This window comes from Priestia sp. SRI_019 (assembly GCF_057586255.1).
Window position 1 is genome coordinate 1,085,146 of sequence record NZ_JBYCZN010000002.1, and the last position, 16,890, is coordinate 1,102,035.

The window sequence follows — 16,890 nt, forward strand, 5'->3', positions numbered from 1 at the left end:
CTTTTACCTCTATATTTGGTATTATTCTAATAAAAAATTAGTTGGAATTAAGCTTTCCAATAACGATCATATAAATTTTGCATGTGAAAACTCATAATTCTCACAGCTTCTTCTTCGTTATGCTGTTCAATTGCATTAATAAGTAATTTATGCTCATTAAAATTAACTTCCCGGTAGTCAGGTCTAGTGACGGTTCGATCTCTTATAAACTTCCACATTTCCTGCTGTTTCATCGCATTGCTAATAGCTGCCATAATACTAATAAATAAATCATTATGAGAAGCCTTTGCTATACCATTATGTAGGGCTTCATCTGTTTCTGGCACATACACGCCTGCGTTCGTTTCTTCCTCCATCTTATCAATTGTTGCACGCAGGTCCTTAATATCTTCTTCTGTAGCTCTCAAAGCTGCAAAACGTACAATAAGAGGCTCTATGTTCATTCTTGCTTCTACAATGTCTTCAGGGGAGGTAGAGTCCGTTAAAAGTGTTGATTGAGAATTTTCAGCTTCTTTTTGAAACTCTTTAACATATACACCTTCTCCTTGACGAGAATAGATAAAACCGTTCAATTCTAGGGCGCTAAGGGCTTGTCTAACAGGCACGCGGCTTACACCAAATTGTTCACACAGCTCCCTTTCAGCAGGGAGTTTATCTCCTACTTGGAACGCGCCAGATTGAATTTCAGAAAGAATTTGATTATAAATTTGAATATATAATTTATTATTGGAAACTGGATTAAAACTAATGGAAATCACTTCTCTCTATAATTATTAACTCATTTTATTCATAATTAAGTAGACATAATTATTATATACTGTTCTATTTTTAGGGGCAACAAGCCCAGCATCTTCTAGCAAAAAAATCCTTATTTATGTAGTCAGTTTCTCATTTTACTAATGATTTTATCAATAAACAGCTATACAGGCATACCATCATGGCATGCCTGTATAACGAACCTGAATATTAATCCATATGTGAGCCACCGTTTATATCAATTTCTTCTCCTGTAATATAGGAAGCTTCTTCTGAAGCTAAAAAGGCAATTGTAGCCGCGATTTCTTTCACTTCACCTGGTCTACCCATAGGAATACTATCAATCACAGACTTTGCATCTTCTTCAGGAAGTGACTTCCAAATTTCTGTATTAACGAGTCCAGGAGCTACACAGTTAACCGTAATGCCATCTAAGGCTACCTCGCGCGCTAAGTTCTTTGAAAAACCTAGTACTGCTGCCTTAGATGCCGAATAGTGAGGTCCCCCAAACACTCCTCCACCTCTTTTAGCCGAAACAGAAGACAAGCTTATAATTCGACCATACTTTTGACCTTTCATTGTTTCTAATACTGCTTGCGTACATAGAAATAACCCAAACATATTGACGTTAAACACTTTTGTAATGTCTTCAAGCGTCATATCTTGAACGGTAACCTTTTGAGAAATACCTGCATTATTAATTAAAATATCAATTCTGCCGAATTCTTCAAGTGTTTTTCTAACCATCGCCTCGCAAGAATCTTTACTTGTTACATTTAACTCTATTCCTAGGGCTTTGCCACCAGCTTCTTTTATTTCATTTACGGTATCCTGTACGCCATCAAAATTGATATCTGCTATAACAACAGCCGCTCCTTGCTCTGCAAGTGTCAGGGCGATTGTACGTCCAATCCCTTTTTTGGAACCGCTACCAGTAATAATTGCTACTCTCTCTTTTAAATCAAACATATTATATTTCCCCTATCTTGTTAGCTTTATCTATTTAATATAGTTATTCTTAAATCAGTTCTTTGGCTGTTTTGATAATATTTTCTACAGTAATTCCATTTAACTCTAATAGTTTTTCATAAGGTGCAGATTGTCCAAATTGATCCTGTACACCAATTCTTCGAACTGTACCTTTTCCTTCTTCCGCAACTACTTCACATACGGCACTGCCAAGGCCATTTAGAATATTGTGATCTTCAACCGTAATGATTTTTCCAATATTTAAGCAGTCAACCACTGCTTCCCGATCTAAAGGCTTAATCGTATGCATGTCTAGTAATTTCACAGATATGCCTTGTTTCTCTAATTCTTTCGTTGCTTCTAAAGCGAGTCGTACTGTATCACCGTTGGCAATAATAGCGATATCGCTTCCATTTTTAATTTTTTTCGCTTTTCCGATTGTAAACTCTTCATTTTCATCGTAAATCATTGGAACCGTATCACGAGTAAAACGAAGATATACAGGTCCGTACACTTTAGCAGCTTGTTCTACTAGCTTTCTAGTAGAATAATAGTCAGCTCCCATAATGACGGTCATATTTGGAACCGATCTTAATACACCCATATCTTCTATAGCTTGATGGCTTCCGCCATCATTAGCTGGCGTTAAACCGCCGTGTGAACAAGCAATCTTTACATTTAAGTTAGGATAGCAGACTTCTTGTCTAATTTGTTCAAGCATTCTTAACGAACCAAAAACCGCGTAAGTGCTTACAAAAGGAATTTTACCAGTCGTAGCAAGTCCAGCCGCTAACCCGGCTGCATTTTGCTCTGCAATTCCTACATTAATATGCTGGTCGGGTAATTGTTTGATAAAGTTTACTGTTTTACACGACTTTGCAATATCGACATCAATGACATAAATATTTTTATTTTCTTTCCCTAATTTTACGATTTCATCTCCAAAGGCTTCTCTTGTAGCTTTTTTTACTGTAAGATCTTTTTCTAGTATGCTCATTATCTTAACCCTCCTGCTACTTCTTCCATTGCTTGATGATATTGTTCTTCATTTGGAGCAACCCCGTGCCAATCAGCCACATCCTCCATGAACGAAACTCCTTTACCTTTTACCGTGTCACAGATGATACATTTTGGTCTTCCATTCTTCGCTACTCTTACTTCATCCAATGTTTCTACAATCTCTTCCATGGAATGTCCATTAATTCGCTTTGTTTCAAAACCAAACGCATCAAATTTTTTCTCTAAATCTTGTAATGGCATAATTTCATCACAAAATCCATCGATTTGAAGTCTGTTATTATCTACAAATACAATTAAATTATCTAATTGGTACTTAACTGCTGTTTGAGCAGCTTCCCAAATTTGTCCTTCTTGACATTCTCCGTCTCCTACTAAAGAAAAAACCCTATAGTCTTTAAAATCTCGTTTCCCTGCGATTGCCATACCTACGCCACACGAAAGCCCTTGTCCTAGTGAGCCTGTTGAAATATCAATACCTTTACACTTTTTCATATCTGGATGCCCTTGAAACGGAGAACCGTATTCTCTTAACGTGTATATCGTTTCATAGGGAACGAATCCTCGTAAAGCTAAAGCAGAATATTGAATGGGACAAACATGACCTTTAGAAAGGACAAATCTATCGCGATCTTCCCAGTTAGGATTGTGCGGATCAACATTCATTTCTTTGAAATAAAGCGCTGCCATAATATCAGCTGCAGAAAGTGAACCTCCTGGATGGCCAGACTGTGCTCCATAAATCATTGTAAGTGCTGTTTTTCTTAATTGAATGGCTTTTTCTTTTAATTCTTCAATACTAATTTCTTTCATTTTAGTCACCTCATTAATTTATGACTTGCTGTTTTCTAAATGATATATCCATTAACATATAATTTAGTATACTTAGGTAACTTGTATACTAAGTAGCTTTGTGACTTAAGTTTACATCTGAAATGCGAATTCGTCAATAACAAGATTGAATTATTAGAATTTTTTTATTTAAAACAAGTCATTTTGTAAATTCGCATGTTGTTTTCTCTAAGGTTTTTAAGCAAAAAAAGTACTGCTCCTATTTTAGAAGCAGTACTTTTTTATTGATTGATTAGTAAATTGTGTATATAAACAAAAGCTTTATCAAAAAACAACTATGCTTTTGCACTAGAATTATTGCTGCTTATTACATCTTGGCTACTAGATTTAATGCTTCTAGCTACTAGTATACCTACTATCCCCGATATCCCTAAAATAATGAAGATGTAGTTATAACTTGTAACGAGCGCAATAAGCGTGGACGAAATAATACTTCCGAAATAACGAAACGTTGAATAAATACCAGAGGCTGTACCAGACTGTTCTTTGCTTACGGAGTCCAACGAGGCAACCTGCATGCTTGTTAAACCTATTCCGGTCGAAAAACCTCCAACAATTAAAGCCACTATAAGAAAAAGAATAGATCTAATGTTCTCTAAAGATAAAAAAAGAATATTAGAGACAATAATCATAGCAAAAGAAAACCCAATCACTTGTTTAGAACTAAACTTATTGTTTAATAATCCACCTATCCAGCCGCTTAAAGACATTGAAATCGAAAAAATTGACAAAACAAGCCCTGTTTGCGCTGTAGATAAATGAAATTGAGCCTTCATTAACAGAGGCATAATTAATAAAATCACATACATAACAAAGTTGCTAAGCATAATAGATAAATTAGCGCTTGTAAAGGTGGCATTTTTGAATAAAGAAAAATTAATAATCGGGTTTTCTGCTGAATTTTCTCTTTTGATAAACAAGATTGTAGATAAAATAAATATTATTCCCATTATTAAAGCCTTGGTAAATTCCATACCGTGTGTCAGCAAGATCAATAAAGAAATGCTAATTGCTAAATAAATGGAACCTTGAATATCTAAAGTACTTGTTTGCTTTTTAACATTAAATTTAGGAATCATAACTATTCCGCTGATTAAAGCTAAGAAAAGAAAAGGAACGTTGACCCAGAATATAGCTTCCAAATTGAAGTTCTCAAGCAGGACAGACCCTAATAAAGGTCCAATTGCAGCACCCAAACCCATCCCCATTCCAAATATACCTAAGACTTTAGAGAGCCGTTCTTTTGGTACCACATATCTAATGATTGCTATAGTGTTTGGAGTAAGTAAAGCTCCTCCTACTGCCTGCAGTGATCGAAAGATAATAAGGGAAATGAGATTAGTTGAAAATATACAGCCTAAAGAAGCTATCAGAAAGAACACCACGCCCCATAAATAGATATTTCTGTTTCCGTACAAATCTCCTAGTTTTCCAGCGATAGGCTGAGTAACAGCCATTACAATTAAATAAATAGTTACTACCCAAGAAATACTTGCAAGTGGTTCGTTAAAATGAGCTGATATGGTCGATAGAGCAACGGCAATCATTGTCGAATTTATTGGTACAAGAAATGTCCCAATTAGTAATGAAATAATCAAGATAAGCTCTTTATGTTTGCCCAAACATTATTGCCTCCTTTTAGTGGAGAGAAATTCCTTTTATAAACGTTTTTATACTGCTTTTTATCATATCTTGATAATCTGCATGTAAGGCTTTGTCTCCAAAATTTAGTTTATACATAAAATATCCCCAATACGTACTTAGGAAAATCTCCGCTTGTGTACAGCAATCTAATTCTTTGATATATCCTTTCCTTTGCATTTCTTCAAAGTAGTCTTTTAGTATTTCTTTCGTATCATTAATTTTTTTCAAAATTTCTTCGTGCGCCTGTGAGAAAATTAAAGGATCTTTTAAAGCAATTGAAATCATGTCTCGGTTATTATCAAAGTCTTTTAGTAACAGGTAACCGAAATTCGTCAAATCTTTTTCAAGCTCCCATTCAATTGATTTATCAAAAATTTCAAGCGAAAAGCTTGTTGTTTTGACAATATCTTGAATAATGCCTTCTTTATTGCCAAAGTGGCGAAAAACAGTTAATTCATTAACGCCAGCTTGTTCTGCAATTTCTCTAGTGGTAGTACCTTTGTAGCCTTTTTCTTTAAGCAGTTCTATTGTAGCTTTTGTTATCTTCTTTTTTGTGTCATCTTTTTTCATGTTAATCATCCTTTATGCTTCCTGAATGTAAGTATTTACTTTCCATTAGGCAGTATATAAAGGAAAAAGAGCTGTTGTCAAATGGAAGCGAAGAGAACTATTTATTCATTTAAAAGCGTGACAATTCCATTCGTACCATCCACCATAACCATATCACCATCCTTTAGCTTATCCGTACTTATTTTCGTACCAACCACTGCAGGAATTTCATATTCACGTGCAATTATTGCCGAATGAGAAAGAATACCTCCAGCGTCAGTAATAACAGCCCCCGCAGTCTGAAATAAAGTAGTCCAAAGTGGAGTAGTGGTCTTACATACCAAAACATCACCTTTTTCCAGCTTGAAAAATTCCTTCGTATTTGAAATGACCTTTACTTTTCCGGTATAGGTTCCTGAAGAAGAGGCTAACCCTTTAATAGAATGTTCGCTGTTAGCGTTGCTTTCCTCAATAGCACCCATATATTTTTCAGCTTCTTTCAGGTGAGCTGGCTCAGGCACGCCAAAGTATCTAGGCAAATTAGATGTTTGCTCATGTTCTGCGTGTTCTTTTTTACGCTTCTCAACTAATTCTGTCACGTCTACTGGATTTTCTAAAAGAGACTCTAGCTCATCAAGATATAAAAAGAAAATATCATCTTTCACTAGAAAAACATGATGATTAACTAGTAAATCACCTAGCTTGAGTAGGAATAAACGAGCTTTTGCGTCCAACATTGCATCGATATAAAAATGATGGTCATCTCTTATAACGGATGCATCTAGCGCCCACTGATAATATTTTTTAAACTCTTCTTTGTGTTTGCTATCCGCTATCTGTTCCAGGAATTCATTATAGTTCTGTTCACGTTTTTTGACTGTTTGTTGGAAGTTTTCATCAAAGTTGTAACCGTCATTAACATACCCTTGAATAATCGATAATGCGTGAAGAGGATTCTCTAACCACGTTTCTCCTACAAAATCGTGACTTACAACGCTTCGATATCCATACTGTTTTAAGAAAGCACCTAATTCAGCTATAAAGCTTTTTGCTGCTTTACTTTCCTCTAGTTTCTTTAATAAAGTTTCTGTGGATTCTTCTTCAAAGATCTTAGCAAGCTCCGCATCACCTTTAACTGTTAAAGCAAGTCTAGAAAGCTGCTGATCCGTTTCCAACGATTTGTTCATTTTCCCGGTCAATAGCTCATAAACATCATGTCCGGATTTTTTATTTGTAAGGTTTTTATAGTATTCTTCAACCTTAGTATTTAAAGACATTTGAGGCATAACAATGTCAAAATGCAAGTCATATGCCGTTTTATAAAAATCAGTCAAACTTTGAAGAATCTCTTTTCCTCTCTGAAGATTGAGATTTTCCTCGGTAAAGCTATCTAACTTGTTATAGTAAGGCAGGAATTGTTCTTTAATCATTCGATTCATTCGTTTTGTTAGGATTGGATAAATACTTTCCATCAATTCTTTATTTGCTTGGAATCTTTTATTGGAATCTCCTTTAAAAGGCTCCGTTTTTGTATAGATATGTCCTTTATAAAGTTTTAAATTAAGTCTATTAAACATAAACTTTAACTTTTTAAAGCTAGCAGCTGTGCCTTCCGAAAATGCTGGAATAATAAATGAAGCATACAAAGGACTAACAGCATGAGAAAAACTTGTGTCATTTAAAATCCAAAACTCTTCCATATTCTCGAAACTTAAAGATATATCTTTTTGGAAAGGAGTTAATTCTTTAGTTTCTGTTAATGTGGTAATCGCTCTTGCCTGTAATAGATATACTTGATTGTCTTGAATACCAAACTCTATGTCTACGGGATGTTGGTAAAGAGCTTCTACTTCTTTTGTTATTTCGGCCAATTCAATGATTTTCTCGTCTGTTAAACAAAACCTTTGCTGCTCATCTTCCGTTGTTTCGATTTCTTCAACGCCTTCATCAAGTGGAATTATTTTTACTTCCTTTAGCCCTTTTTCTTTCTCTATCTCAAAGGTTTGTTTATTAATCAGGTAAACATCAGGTGTTACTAAACCTGATACGATTGCTTCTCCTAGTCCATAGCTGGCATTAATCATCATTTCTTTTGTATTATGAGTAACGGGATTTTGACTAAATATGACTCCCGATACTTCGGACTCAATTAATCCTTGAACAACAACTGCCATTGAAATTTCATCAAAATCAGCATACATATTTTGAGTATATTGTTCGACTCTTTCAGTAAAAAATGAGGCCCAGCACGCTTTCACTTTACTCAAAAAATCCTCGATACTTTTCACATTAAGATAGGTTTCATACTGGCCAGCAAACGATGCACCTTCTAAATCTTCAGCACTGGATGATGATCGCACGGCTACTGATGTATAAGAGTTTTTTAGATTTCGAAATGCCTTTATAAGATCCGATTCAATTTCAATAGGAATTTCCCCTTGCAAAATTCTCTCGTGGATATTATCCGTTTGACGATTAATCCCATTCCATTCAATATATCGCTTTAAAGCTTCTGGTTGAATAACAAACCCATCTGGAATCGGTAAATTTTCTTTTTTCATTTTTATAAGGTTTAAAGCTTTTGCTCCAACTTTTTCGTTCGCCTCGTCCACCTTTTGAAAACTTAAACTATACATTAAAGATATTCATCCTCCTACAAACTAGTTTTAAAATGTAAGTAACTACTTACTTTATATTTATTTTAATTCTTTTAAATTTTTATGGTCAATAAAAAGTGGTAAAACATTTAAAAAATACATATTTAGTTGTGCTTTATTTTAATTTCACTTAAATAATATTCCTCTTTTTTATTACATTTTTTAACTATTATTAGTCTTTTTTATTATAAAGTCTAAATAGTTAATCAATTAAAAGGTTAATAAAAGAAATGCAAAAAACCCCACCTAAATTAAGGTGGAGATTTCCTTTTTTATAGTTGGGTTAACTATTATCTCTGAGTGCTTACAAGCTTCCACTGGCTGAGTGTCAATTTTATCTTATATTCTCTAATATATAACTGAGCGCTATCAGATTTACGAATCATATGCGAAGTCATAATCAAAAATCTCCTTTCTCATAGAGTTATTTTTAATATAAAACTATTTTGGAAATCTTAACCTAAGCATAGCTCAGTATTGTAAACCATTTATTAATGACAAGAAAAGATTATGTAAACATTGGAGAGTTGTAGGGGAACCACTCATTAGTTATGTTTCAACTTCAATAGATTGAGATTTCTATATGTATGAGTTCATTGACGAAGCAGAAACTGCAGTGAAGATTCAAAATAAAGTGGATTCCAATAATGTAAGGTAAATTAAAAGGATAGGCCTTTAAAGCCCTATCCTTTTACATAGCATATAAAAAAATTTATTTTCTTAATAAAATTGAGACATTAACCATCTATAACGGTTACGTACAAAGATCAGTCCATTAGATTGACAAGCTACTATTTATGTTAGATACCATCCTTTTTAACTCCTTCAAATCATTTATTACCACATCAGCCTGTGCAAGCTCAGCTTCTTGAGCAAAATCAAAATTACACCCCACTGCCATTAAACCATTATCCTTTGCAGCATTGATATCAGATAGGCGATCTCCTACTACTGCAGCATGTTTGATATCATATTTCTTTATAATTGTTTTGACTAACTCTCCTTTATCGAGGGTTTGGATTTGTTGAATACTAAATGTTTCTGTCACCCAATTATTCAAATCGTAATGGTCTACAATTGCTTCTAAATATTCTTTTAAACCGTTACTTGCTATGTAAATGGAACAGTTATTTTCTTTTAAATAGCTAAAGACCTCTTTTACATTGGGATATAAAGCACCTTTCCCTTTTCTTATATTCTCCACTAAGCTTTTTAAAAAATAGTCATCCGTATACTTTCTTATTTCATCTGATTGATTAGGTAATAAAGCCTCCCATACTTTTGGTAAAGGTACACCCATAATCTCACGATACTTATCTATAGGAGTACTAGCGTCCCATTGATTGATTGTACGCAAATGGTTAAAGGTATCATCAAGTGATAACTCTAAAATCTTATCTGTTTGAAACAGCGTTCCGTCCATATCAAAAATCAGTGATTGCAACATTATGTATCTCCCTCTTTCGACAGTATTAAATATGTATTTATATATAATACCATAAAAAGGAAAATATGCAGTTGTTAAAAACCATAATGAATATTCTCAGCACAAAAAAGCACCTACTCATTTATAGGTGCTCTTTTTAACTTTGCATACTTTTTTTGAAATACTAAATGCAACGGTCGCTGCTATAGTAGCACTTAAAAATGGGTAACTAAAAGAAAAAATACTGACCGTTGAGCTATTCAAATGCTGTGAAGTCTCAGGTACATATGTAAGTGTAAGAAATAGCCCAGAAACAATTTGAAAAGCAAACAGTAACACTATAAAACTACCAATAAAGACTGCATAATTTTTCAAAATGACTCCTTCAGTACTTTTAATTTATAAACCTCATATTATTTTAAAAATAGGGACACAACGATAAAGCCTATAATCAGTACAGTAATAAGTATACCTAGCCCCTTCCATCCTAAGCTGCCTGCTAAACCAGGTAGGTTTCCAGCTTCATTTCTGTTAAATGCATCGTTCATATTCCCTGTGGGGTTTCCCTTTCCCTCTTCGTGTTTTAATCTCTCTCTTCTTCTTTCAGGTGTTTCTTTATCTTCGCTCATCGTCACACCACCATTTTCGAAATATTATAACATATTATGGTTAAAATATAAATTAATGGTTTTTGTTAGATCCCTTTTCTTACACTAACTGTACACATTTCTTTTTTTAATAAGTATGGAACACCGCTTTGTAATGAAGAAGTATACAACGCTAGTTAATATAATTACTATTACAAACACCTGCATCAAAGAGATCCTCTTTATGTAAGGGGATCTCTTTAATAACCTTATACTAGATACACATTCTTCAAGTTTTTTTGTGTACGCTTATTTATGTAAAACATCTTCTTTTGTGATTACTTTTTCATAAATTAGTGGTTTAGTTCCTGCTTCTGGCAAAAGATAAATAAAGACAGTAAATGTAAGTTGAAGGATTGAAACTACAGCCAAAAATAGAAAAAGACGTTCCCTGTCCTTAAACCATATTACTAAACATAAAACTAGAGATATTAATGACAAAAATAAAAAAAGAAAAAAGCTATATGAATAAGAAACACCATAATGATAAGAAATATCTAAAAAGAAAAATACTATATAGAGAAGTATAAAAGCTGACGGTACTACTTTAGTAAACGTACTCAATAGGAAAAAAACCTTTCTGTTTATTTGTTTTAGATTTATAGCTCAAACATACTCAATTTACATAAATGAGTACATATTAAAAGCTGCAGCAAAAATAAGTATTACTCATCTTAATTATTTATTTTTTGAACCAAAATGCCTCCAACTTTGTCCTTGTCATCTAAAGAAAACTCAATGTTGAGCTTATGATTTCTAATCTATTAACTATTTTTCTTTTGCATATACAAGTCGATCGAATAGAAAACACTAGCTGCAAAGTAATACATGGCGATTATAGCTAACGTCTCATAGACAGATTCCGCAGCGCTATTTTTCACAAAAGAAAAAACAGTACGCACTACAAAGAAAACGATAGGATAGACTATAAATAAAGAATTAAATTTACGATTCATAACAACATAATGTTCCTTTATTTGGATATTTATGATTATTATAACATATAATTTTCTTTTTTATTTCTTTACTACATATTCTTTAGGTTTTTCATTTACATAATTATTAAAGGTACAACATCAAAAGAAATTCTTATTAGTAGGTCTTCTTTTGATTATCCGTTGTTTTCGATTTCTTATCTAAGATGAATTTTAAATGGCTACTAAAGATGAATAAACCGCAGATGACCATCAACCAGCGCGTACCCCCTTGATGTATAGGATCAAAAAGGTTTAATAAAACAATTCCTAATCCTGATAACATAGCTAGATAACGTAAGACCAAGTATAATCCCCCATTTCGGTATTTTACATCTATACGGTATTATTAAAACAATTAGTAGCCCTATAAACAAAGGAGCGATTACATGAAATTTAATAAGTTAATACCAGAACTTTCCGTAAAAGATATTTATAAATCAAAAGAATTTTATTTAGAGATACTTGGATTTGAGCTTGCATATGAACGTCCAGAAGACCAATTTGCATTTATTTCACTAAATGGAGCACAAATGATGATTGAACAATGTAATGGTCACTGGGAAACTGGTGAACTTGAATACCCATATGGGCGAGGGATTAATTTTCAAATTGAAGTAGAAAATATAGAGGTTATTTTACAAAACTTAAAGAAACATAATATTTCACTTTTTAGAGACGCTATGATGAATAACTATAGTGGCTTCACTCAAAAAGAATTTATAGTTCAAGATCCAGATGGCTACTTGCTAAGATTTTCTCAGGGTTATTCAATAAAATAATAAAACTATTTTTAATTTACGTTCATGATTTTATCCCCCGTTCCAAGAGTGAAGAGGATCTCTTAAACAAAAGACGCCTCTTCATTTCTTAATTCATAGCTTCGCACCACACCATGGGCAAAATGAAATTCCAATGATGGATGAACCACCATCATGGATAATTAAACCGTATTCCTTATTTGTTTTATCAAATAAGATAAGATTATCTGGACAATCAAACGGATCACTATGAATATCACACGTAAAGTTCGCATGATAATTCATGTAATCGCAGCAATGCTTTTTCATTCGTTTTCTCCTTAACTATATGGTCACTATTACTTTTCTCGGTAAACTGAACAGTGTTCATCGGAAATACGATAATTTTCCTTACCGGTTGGGGCCGCTACCTCAACTAATTTATGTCCTAGCCGATCCCATACCGCTACTGTATGCAAAGATACCCATTTCAGATCTCCTCTAGCAAGACGAAAAGAATAGTACCAGTTTTCAGTCCTTACTAATAAACTTCTATAAGAAAGTTCCTTTTTCTTTAAATTTTTGATTTCTAGAATAAAATCTAACATATTTTCTTCCTTAGGCACTTGAATAATTCGCGCTATAAATGTTCCATTAGGATTTTTTTTCGTTTTATAAACTTTTTCCCTTTCTATTTCTAACTCTGGCCGCCCCCTCATATTCCTTCCCCCTGTGTATTAACAAATAATCTTAGTGCTAAGTAGAAATCTATAATTGGTTCAGTAATTCTTTTAACTTTTCTTCAATATCATCTTTTAAATGATTTTTTGACAAATCATACAAAGTGCCTGTCCTTTTAAAATACCCACTAAAGTAATACCACAACTGGATGTAATGAACGTGTGCATCTTCTTCATCTGTAAACCCATCAAAGTTTATTGCCACTTGGGAACGATATTCTTTTTCTAAACACTGCTCCGAACTTAGATTTGGTAGTTGGTCGCCATCAATATCCCGACACATCCATATTTTTAAGTTCTGCTTGTCCTCACGTTCAAATTTATTTCTATATTTGTGCTGAAGACTTTTGCAGTATGCCTCTCCTACTTCTTCCAACTTTACTATATCTCTTTTTAAATTCTCATTTATTTCACTCTCAGGGACTAAAATATATTTGTCATCTGTTTCCTGATTCTGTTTATCCATAAATAGCTTTTTTAATTTATCAAACAAGCTTTTCCCACCTATCTAAAAAAATAATACAAGCATGTTAAATTCGACTAAAGAAATCTTATTTCCTTCTCTGAGCTTTAGTCGTCATAACTAATATGATATCATCTACTTCCTTACAAGTAGATTCTTTTACTGGAGTGCTGATTTTCTGACATACTTGTAATTCAATATTTTTTACAGCGAACACATATGTTAAAGTGTAAAGTAGTGAAGCGAAAGGAGTAAAAACAACATGGCTCAACGAATCGTCAATATGTTTTTATCTGTCTTAGCTGCTTATGGAACGTTAATTTTAACCAAAAACATGAGCATTGCAGATAATATCTTTGTGACACAGATTGTTCGTCTGATCATTTGTGTTGTAGCTGTTATCATTGTGACAGGAATTACTACATACATTTTCAGAAATAAACCTTCTAATAAATAAAAGGGCCGCTATTTAGATAGCTGCCCTTTTTATTTTCCTTAATTCCTATTTTATTTCATCCTAAAGAAAATAGGGATGTCTCAAACAATCATGAGACATTCCTATTAAGGTCATACATACTTTTACGCGTTTAAAGCACGCACAAATTCTTTTGCGAGGCTGATAGTAGACTGTGGATTTTGTCCTGTTAAAAGCTTTCCGTCTACTTCAATATGATCGCTCCAATTATCTTTTGCAATAAACTCAGCGCCTAGCTCACGAAGCTTTGTTTCAAGAAGAAACGGCATGTATTTATCTAAGGTTGTATCTTTCTCTTCTGAATCAGTAAACGCTGTAATACGTTTACCCTTTACAATCGGCTCACCGTTTTTAAGCTTTCCTCCTACAAGAGCTGCCGGTCCATGGCATACTGCCGCAATCAGCTTGTCGTCTTCAGCAAATTCTGTTAACAAACGGTGTAAGTGCGTATCCTCTGGAAAGTCAAACATTGTTCCGTGCCCTCCAGGTACAAACATGCCTGCAAAGTCTTGTGAACTTACTTCAGCTAATGATTTTGTATTCTCTAAAAGTTTTCCTGCTTCTTTGTCTTCGTCCGTCACATCATCTGTTAAGCTGTTAGGATCCACAGGTGATTTACCGCCTTTTGGACTTGCTACGACTACTTCATATCCTTCTTTCTTAAATTCTAAATATGCTTCAGAGAATTCTGTAAGCCAAATTCCAGCAAGCTCTCCATTTTCCATTGTATGTCCATTTGTAACAACCATTAAAATTTTTGAATTTCCTGTCATGATTTACTCATTCCTTTTTCATTTATTATTTATAATTTACATACATGTACCTTTAATAATTCATTTATCTCTTTGAATATGTTCCCCGGTATTATTTGATGAAAACATGGTAACTTTTTCTTAATAATAAAAAGAACAGGTAAAAACAATGGTTAAATTATACGAAAAAATAGACGCTTTTTTTATAGTTTGAAGACTATACAGAGCAGATTTTTTATATGCAGTGTGAAAAGTGATCACTTTAAATATTTTCACTTTTTTGACATATACATCTAATTCGATTATTATCTAATTAGATGTATATCGAATTAGGGAAAGAAGGTAGTAAGCTATGCAATTAGATAAGTTGGTGAATTATCATAAAGCCGTTGGTGATCCTACCAGGATTAGAATTATTTCACTATTAAAAAAAGGGCCTCTTCATGGGCAAGCCATTGCTTATAAGCTGGGGTTACAGCCTTCAACTATTACTCATCACATTTCAAAGCTAAGAGATGTAGGAATTATTTATCAAAGAAGACAAGGGAACATTATTTATTTTTATCTAGACCTTGAAAGACTCGAATATAACTCGAAGGCTATTTTGAATATTGGAGAGGATTCGATGGAAAATCAAGAAAACCATTTACAGGATAAAGACAAATTATCGATTGTTAAAAACTTTATAAACAGTGACGGTAATTTAAAGATCATTCCAAGTCAAAGAAAGAAAAAGAACGTAATATTAGCCTATTTAATACGCGATTTACAGCACGGAAAAACGTATCAAGAGAAAGAACTGAATGAACATATAAAAAAATATCATGAAGATTATGCGACGATTCGCAGAGAGTTAATTATGCAGCATTTTATGTATAGGCAAAATGGAGAATACGAGTTAAATCCAAAAGAGATGTGGCCCGTTATCTTTTAAAATGGACGTAAAAACGTTCATTTTTTAAGCTTTCTAATTCGATATATATCTAATTAGTCTATGTTATTTCAAATAGAATTAAAGTAAAAACGTTTTGGTAAGCATGTAACATTAATTTCATTCTCCTATGTGCTCGCACAGCAGCCATATTAGTTTGCTTACTGCTTACCCTAAAAGCATCTGCTTTGAAAAAAAATCATAAAACCTCTGTATGCAATAAGGATTATCCTCTACCAACTAAATTAGTCAATAATCCTTATCGTACTTTATTTATCTTTTAAAAAACTATAAAAGTGTTTTAACCATAATAAAGTCTATTTGTTCTTCGTCTCCCATGTAAAACGAGTGAGATCCGGTTTGAACAAATCCCTGTTTCTTATAAAAAGCAATCGCATTTTTATTTTTTTCCCATACACCTAACCAAATTTTCTTTTTATTAAGTGTCGTTGCTATCTCTACTGCTTTATTAAATAAATGTTTACCAAGCCCTTGTTTTTGAAAGCTGTTACCTATATAAATTCTTTCAATTTCAAGCGCTTCTTCCCCCATCTCTTCAGACTGAGCATCATCCGTATTAACCTTTAAATAACCTGCAATTTCATGATTAACATGCATAAAAAAGAATTGCGAGGACGTATTTGATAGTTCTTTTTCTAGCTGTTCCACTGTAAATGCTTTTTCTAAATAAGCTTTCATGTTTTCAGGTGAATTTTGATCTTTAAACGTTTCATTAAATGTTTTGTAACTAATATCTTGAAGGTGATTTACATCTTCAAGAGTACACTTTTTTATATCCATCATCACTGACATACGCCTCTCCTTTATATCCTCAATAATTTCTCTTGTTTCCTTTTTTGACAAACTCCCAGTCTGCTTCTATATTTTTTCTTACTCTTTGAACCAGCTTAAGAATGGTATCTGTTTCTTCCTGGGTAAAACCTTCTAATGCCACTTTATCCGAATAATCATTTTCTCTTTTTATAAACGGATATACGTTCTTCCCTTTTTCAGTTGGAAAAAGGTTTTTATTTTTTTTATTGCGGAGATCGTCTTTCTTCTCAATAAAACCATTCATTTCAAGCTTTTTTATAGCCCGAGCCGCTGTTGTTCGATCTACTTTTATCATCTCAGCTAACTTTTCTTGAATGATTCCCGGATTTTCACATATTCGCACTAAATACAAATACTGCCCCTTAGTCAGGTCATACTCTTTAAATTCTATATTACTAATCGAATCCAATGCTCTTGCTATCATTCCAATTTCACGCAGAATTTCACTCATAAATATCTCCTTT

General features: G+C 33.3%; 19 protein-coding genes. 3 read left to right on the forward strand and 16 right to left on the reverse strand.

Annotated features, from left to right (window positions below; genetic code table 11):
- Positions 1-47: 47 nt before the first annotated feature.
- The 10 genes from AC2YJL_RS15810 to AC2YJL_RS15855 all read right to left on the reverse strand — a co-directional run bounded on the left by AC2YJL_RS15810 (position 48) and on the right by AC2YJL_RS15855 (position 11,798).
- A complete protein-coding gene (locus tag AC2YJL_RS15810) occupies positions 48-758 on the reverse strand; it encodes a FadR/GntR family transcriptional regulator (protein WP_195694841.1) in 711 nt (236 codons plus the stop codon).
- A gap of 208 nt (positions 759-966) precedes the next feature.
- Positions 967-1,725: an SDR family NAD(P)-dependent oxidoreductase gene (locus AC2YJL_RS15815; protein WP_195694842.1), complete on the reverse strand. Its 759-nt coding sequence runs from the start codon at positions 1,723-1,725 to the stop codon at positions 967-969.
- A 49-nt stretch (positions 1,726-1,774) separates the two neighbouring features.
- Complete coding sequence (locus AC2YJL_RS15820; protein ID WP_071275826.1) at positions 1,775-2,722, reverse strand: transketolase family protein; 948 nt, start codon at positions 2,720-2,722, stop codon at positions 1,775-1,777.
- The gene (locus tag AC2YJL_RS15825; RefSeq protein WP_051463703.1) at positions 2,722-3,573 is read right to left on the reverse strand and encodes a transketolase; all 852 of its coding nucleotides are present in this window, start codon (positions 3,571-3,573) and stop codon (positions 2,722-2,724) included. Before AC2YJL_RS15825 ends, AC2YJL_RS15820 begins: the two co-directional genes overlap by 1 nt.
- Positions 3,574-3,869: 296 nt before the next feature.
- Positions 3,870-5,216 carry an MFS transporter gene (locus tag AC2YJL_RS15830; protein ID WP_230932320.1) on the reverse strand — a complete coding sequence of 449 codons (1,347 nt, stop codon included), beginning with the start codon at positions 5,214-5,216 and terminating at the stop codon, positions 3,870-3,872.
- 16 nt (positions 5,217-5,232) lie between these two features.
- The gene (locus AC2YJL_RS15835; protein ID WP_230932319.1) at positions 5,233-5,808 is read right to left on the reverse strand and encodes a TetR/AcrR family transcriptional regulator; all 576 of its coding nucleotides are present in this window, start codon (positions 5,806-5,808) and stop codon (positions 5,233-5,235) included.
- Between the two features lie 101 nt (positions 5,809-5,909).
- Positions 5,910-8,423, reverse strand: coding sequence for a PEP/pyruvate-binding domain-containing protein (locus AC2YJL_RS15840; RefSeq protein ID WP_230932318.1), 2,514 nt, complete (start codon positions 8,421-8,423; stop codon positions 5,910-5,912).
- A 796-nt stretch (positions 8,424-9,219) separates the two neighbouring features.
- Positions 9,220-9,891, reverse strand: a complete 672-nt coding sequence (locus tag AC2YJL_RS15845; protein WP_230932317.1) for an HAD family hydrolase — start codon at positions 9,889-9,891, stop codon at positions 9,220-9,222.
- Between the two features lie 392 nt (positions 9,892-10,283).
- Complete coding sequence (locus AC2YJL_RS15850) at positions 10,284-10,499, reverse strand: DUF6366 family protein (RefSeq protein WP_251567759.1); 216 nt, start codon at positions 10,497-10,499, stop codon at positions 10,284-10,286.
- 1,110 nt (positions 10,500-11,609) lie between these two features.
- Complete coding sequence (locus AC2YJL_RS15855; protein WP_230932316.1) at positions 11,610-11,798, reverse strand: hypothetical protein; 189 nt, start codon at positions 11,796-11,798, stop codon at positions 11,610-11,612.
- Between the two features lie 82 nt (positions 11,799-11,880).
- Here AC2YJL_RS15855 and AC2YJL_RS15860 point away from each other — a divergent pair, with 82 nt between their 5' ends.
- Entirely contained in the window at positions 11,881-12,273 is a 393-nt protein-coding gene (locus AC2YJL_RS15860) for a bleomycin resistance protein (protein WP_230932315.1), read from the forward strand.
- A 93-nt stretch (positions 12,274-12,366) separates the two neighbouring features.
- Here AC2YJL_RS15860 and AC2YJL_RS15865 read toward each other — a convergent pair whose 3' ends face one another.
- From AC2YJL_RS15865 to AC2YJL_RS15875, 3 genes are read right to left on the reverse strand one after another with little or no spacing between them, the layout of a single operon-like run.
- Complete coding sequence (locus tag AC2YJL_RS15865) at positions 12,367-12,561, reverse strand: DUF6980 family protein (RefSeq protein ID WP_025601776.1); 195 nt, start codon at positions 12,559-12,561, stop codon at positions 12,367-12,369.
- Positions 12,562-12,590: 29 nt separating this feature from the next.
- Complete coding sequence (locus tag AC2YJL_RS15870) at positions 12,591-12,950, reverse strand: hypothetical protein (RefSeq protein WP_251567757.1); 360 nt, start codon at positions 12,948-12,950, stop codon at positions 12,591-12,593.
- Positions 12,951-12,999: 49 nt separating this feature from the next.
- A complete protein-coding gene (locus AC2YJL_RS15875; protein ID WP_251567755.1) occupies positions 13,000-13,464 on the reverse strand; it encodes a hypothetical protein in 465 nt (154 codons plus the stop codon).
- Positions 13,465-13,696: 232 nt separating this feature from the next.
- Between AC2YJL_RS15875 and AC2YJL_RS15880 the strand changes: the two genes are divergently transcribed.
- Positions 13,697-13,891 carry a hypothetical protein gene (locus tag AC2YJL_RS15880; RefSeq protein WP_025749210.1) on the forward strand — a complete coding sequence of 65 codons (195 nt, stop codon included), beginning with the start codon at positions 13,697-13,699 and terminating at the stop codon, positions 13,889-13,891.
- Between the two features lie 122 nt (positions 13,892-14,013).
- Here AC2YJL_RS15880 and AC2YJL_RS15885 read toward each other — a convergent pair whose 3' ends face one another.
- Positions 14,014-14,682: a type 1 glutamine amidotransferase domain-containing protein gene (locus AC2YJL_RS15885; protein WP_230932312.1), complete on the reverse strand. Its 669-nt coding sequence runs from the start codon at positions 14,680-14,682 to the stop codon at positions 14,014-14,016.
- A 331-nt stretch (positions 14,683-15,013) separates the two neighbouring features.
- Between AC2YJL_RS15885 and AC2YJL_RS15890 the strand changes: the two genes are divergently transcribed.
- Positions 15,014-15,595, forward strand: a complete 582-nt coding sequence (locus AC2YJL_RS15890; RefSeq protein ID WP_230932311.1) for a DUF2087 domain-containing protein — start codon at positions 15,014-15,016, stop codon at positions 15,593-15,595.
- Positions 15,596-15,880: 285 nt separating this feature from the next.
- Here AC2YJL_RS15890 and paiA read toward each other — a convergent pair whose 3' ends face one another.
- Both paiA and AC2YJL_RS15900 read right to left on the reverse strand, forming a co-directional pair.
- Positions 15,881-16,405 carry a spermidine/spermine N(1)-acetyltransferase gene (paiA, locus tag AC2YJL_RS15895; protein ID WP_098578970.1) on the reverse strand — a complete coding sequence of 175 codons (525 nt, stop codon included), beginning with the start codon at positions 16,403-16,405 and terminating at the stop codon, positions 15,881-15,883.
- 19 nt (positions 16,406-16,424) lie between these two features.
- Positions 16,425-16,877, reverse strand: a complete 453-nt coding sequence (locus AC2YJL_RS15900; RefSeq protein ID WP_098248902.1) for a MarR family winged helix-turn-helix transcriptional regulator — start codon at positions 16,875-16,877, stop codon at positions 16,425-16,427.
- Between the last annotated feature and the right edge of the window lie 13 nt (positions 16,878-16,890).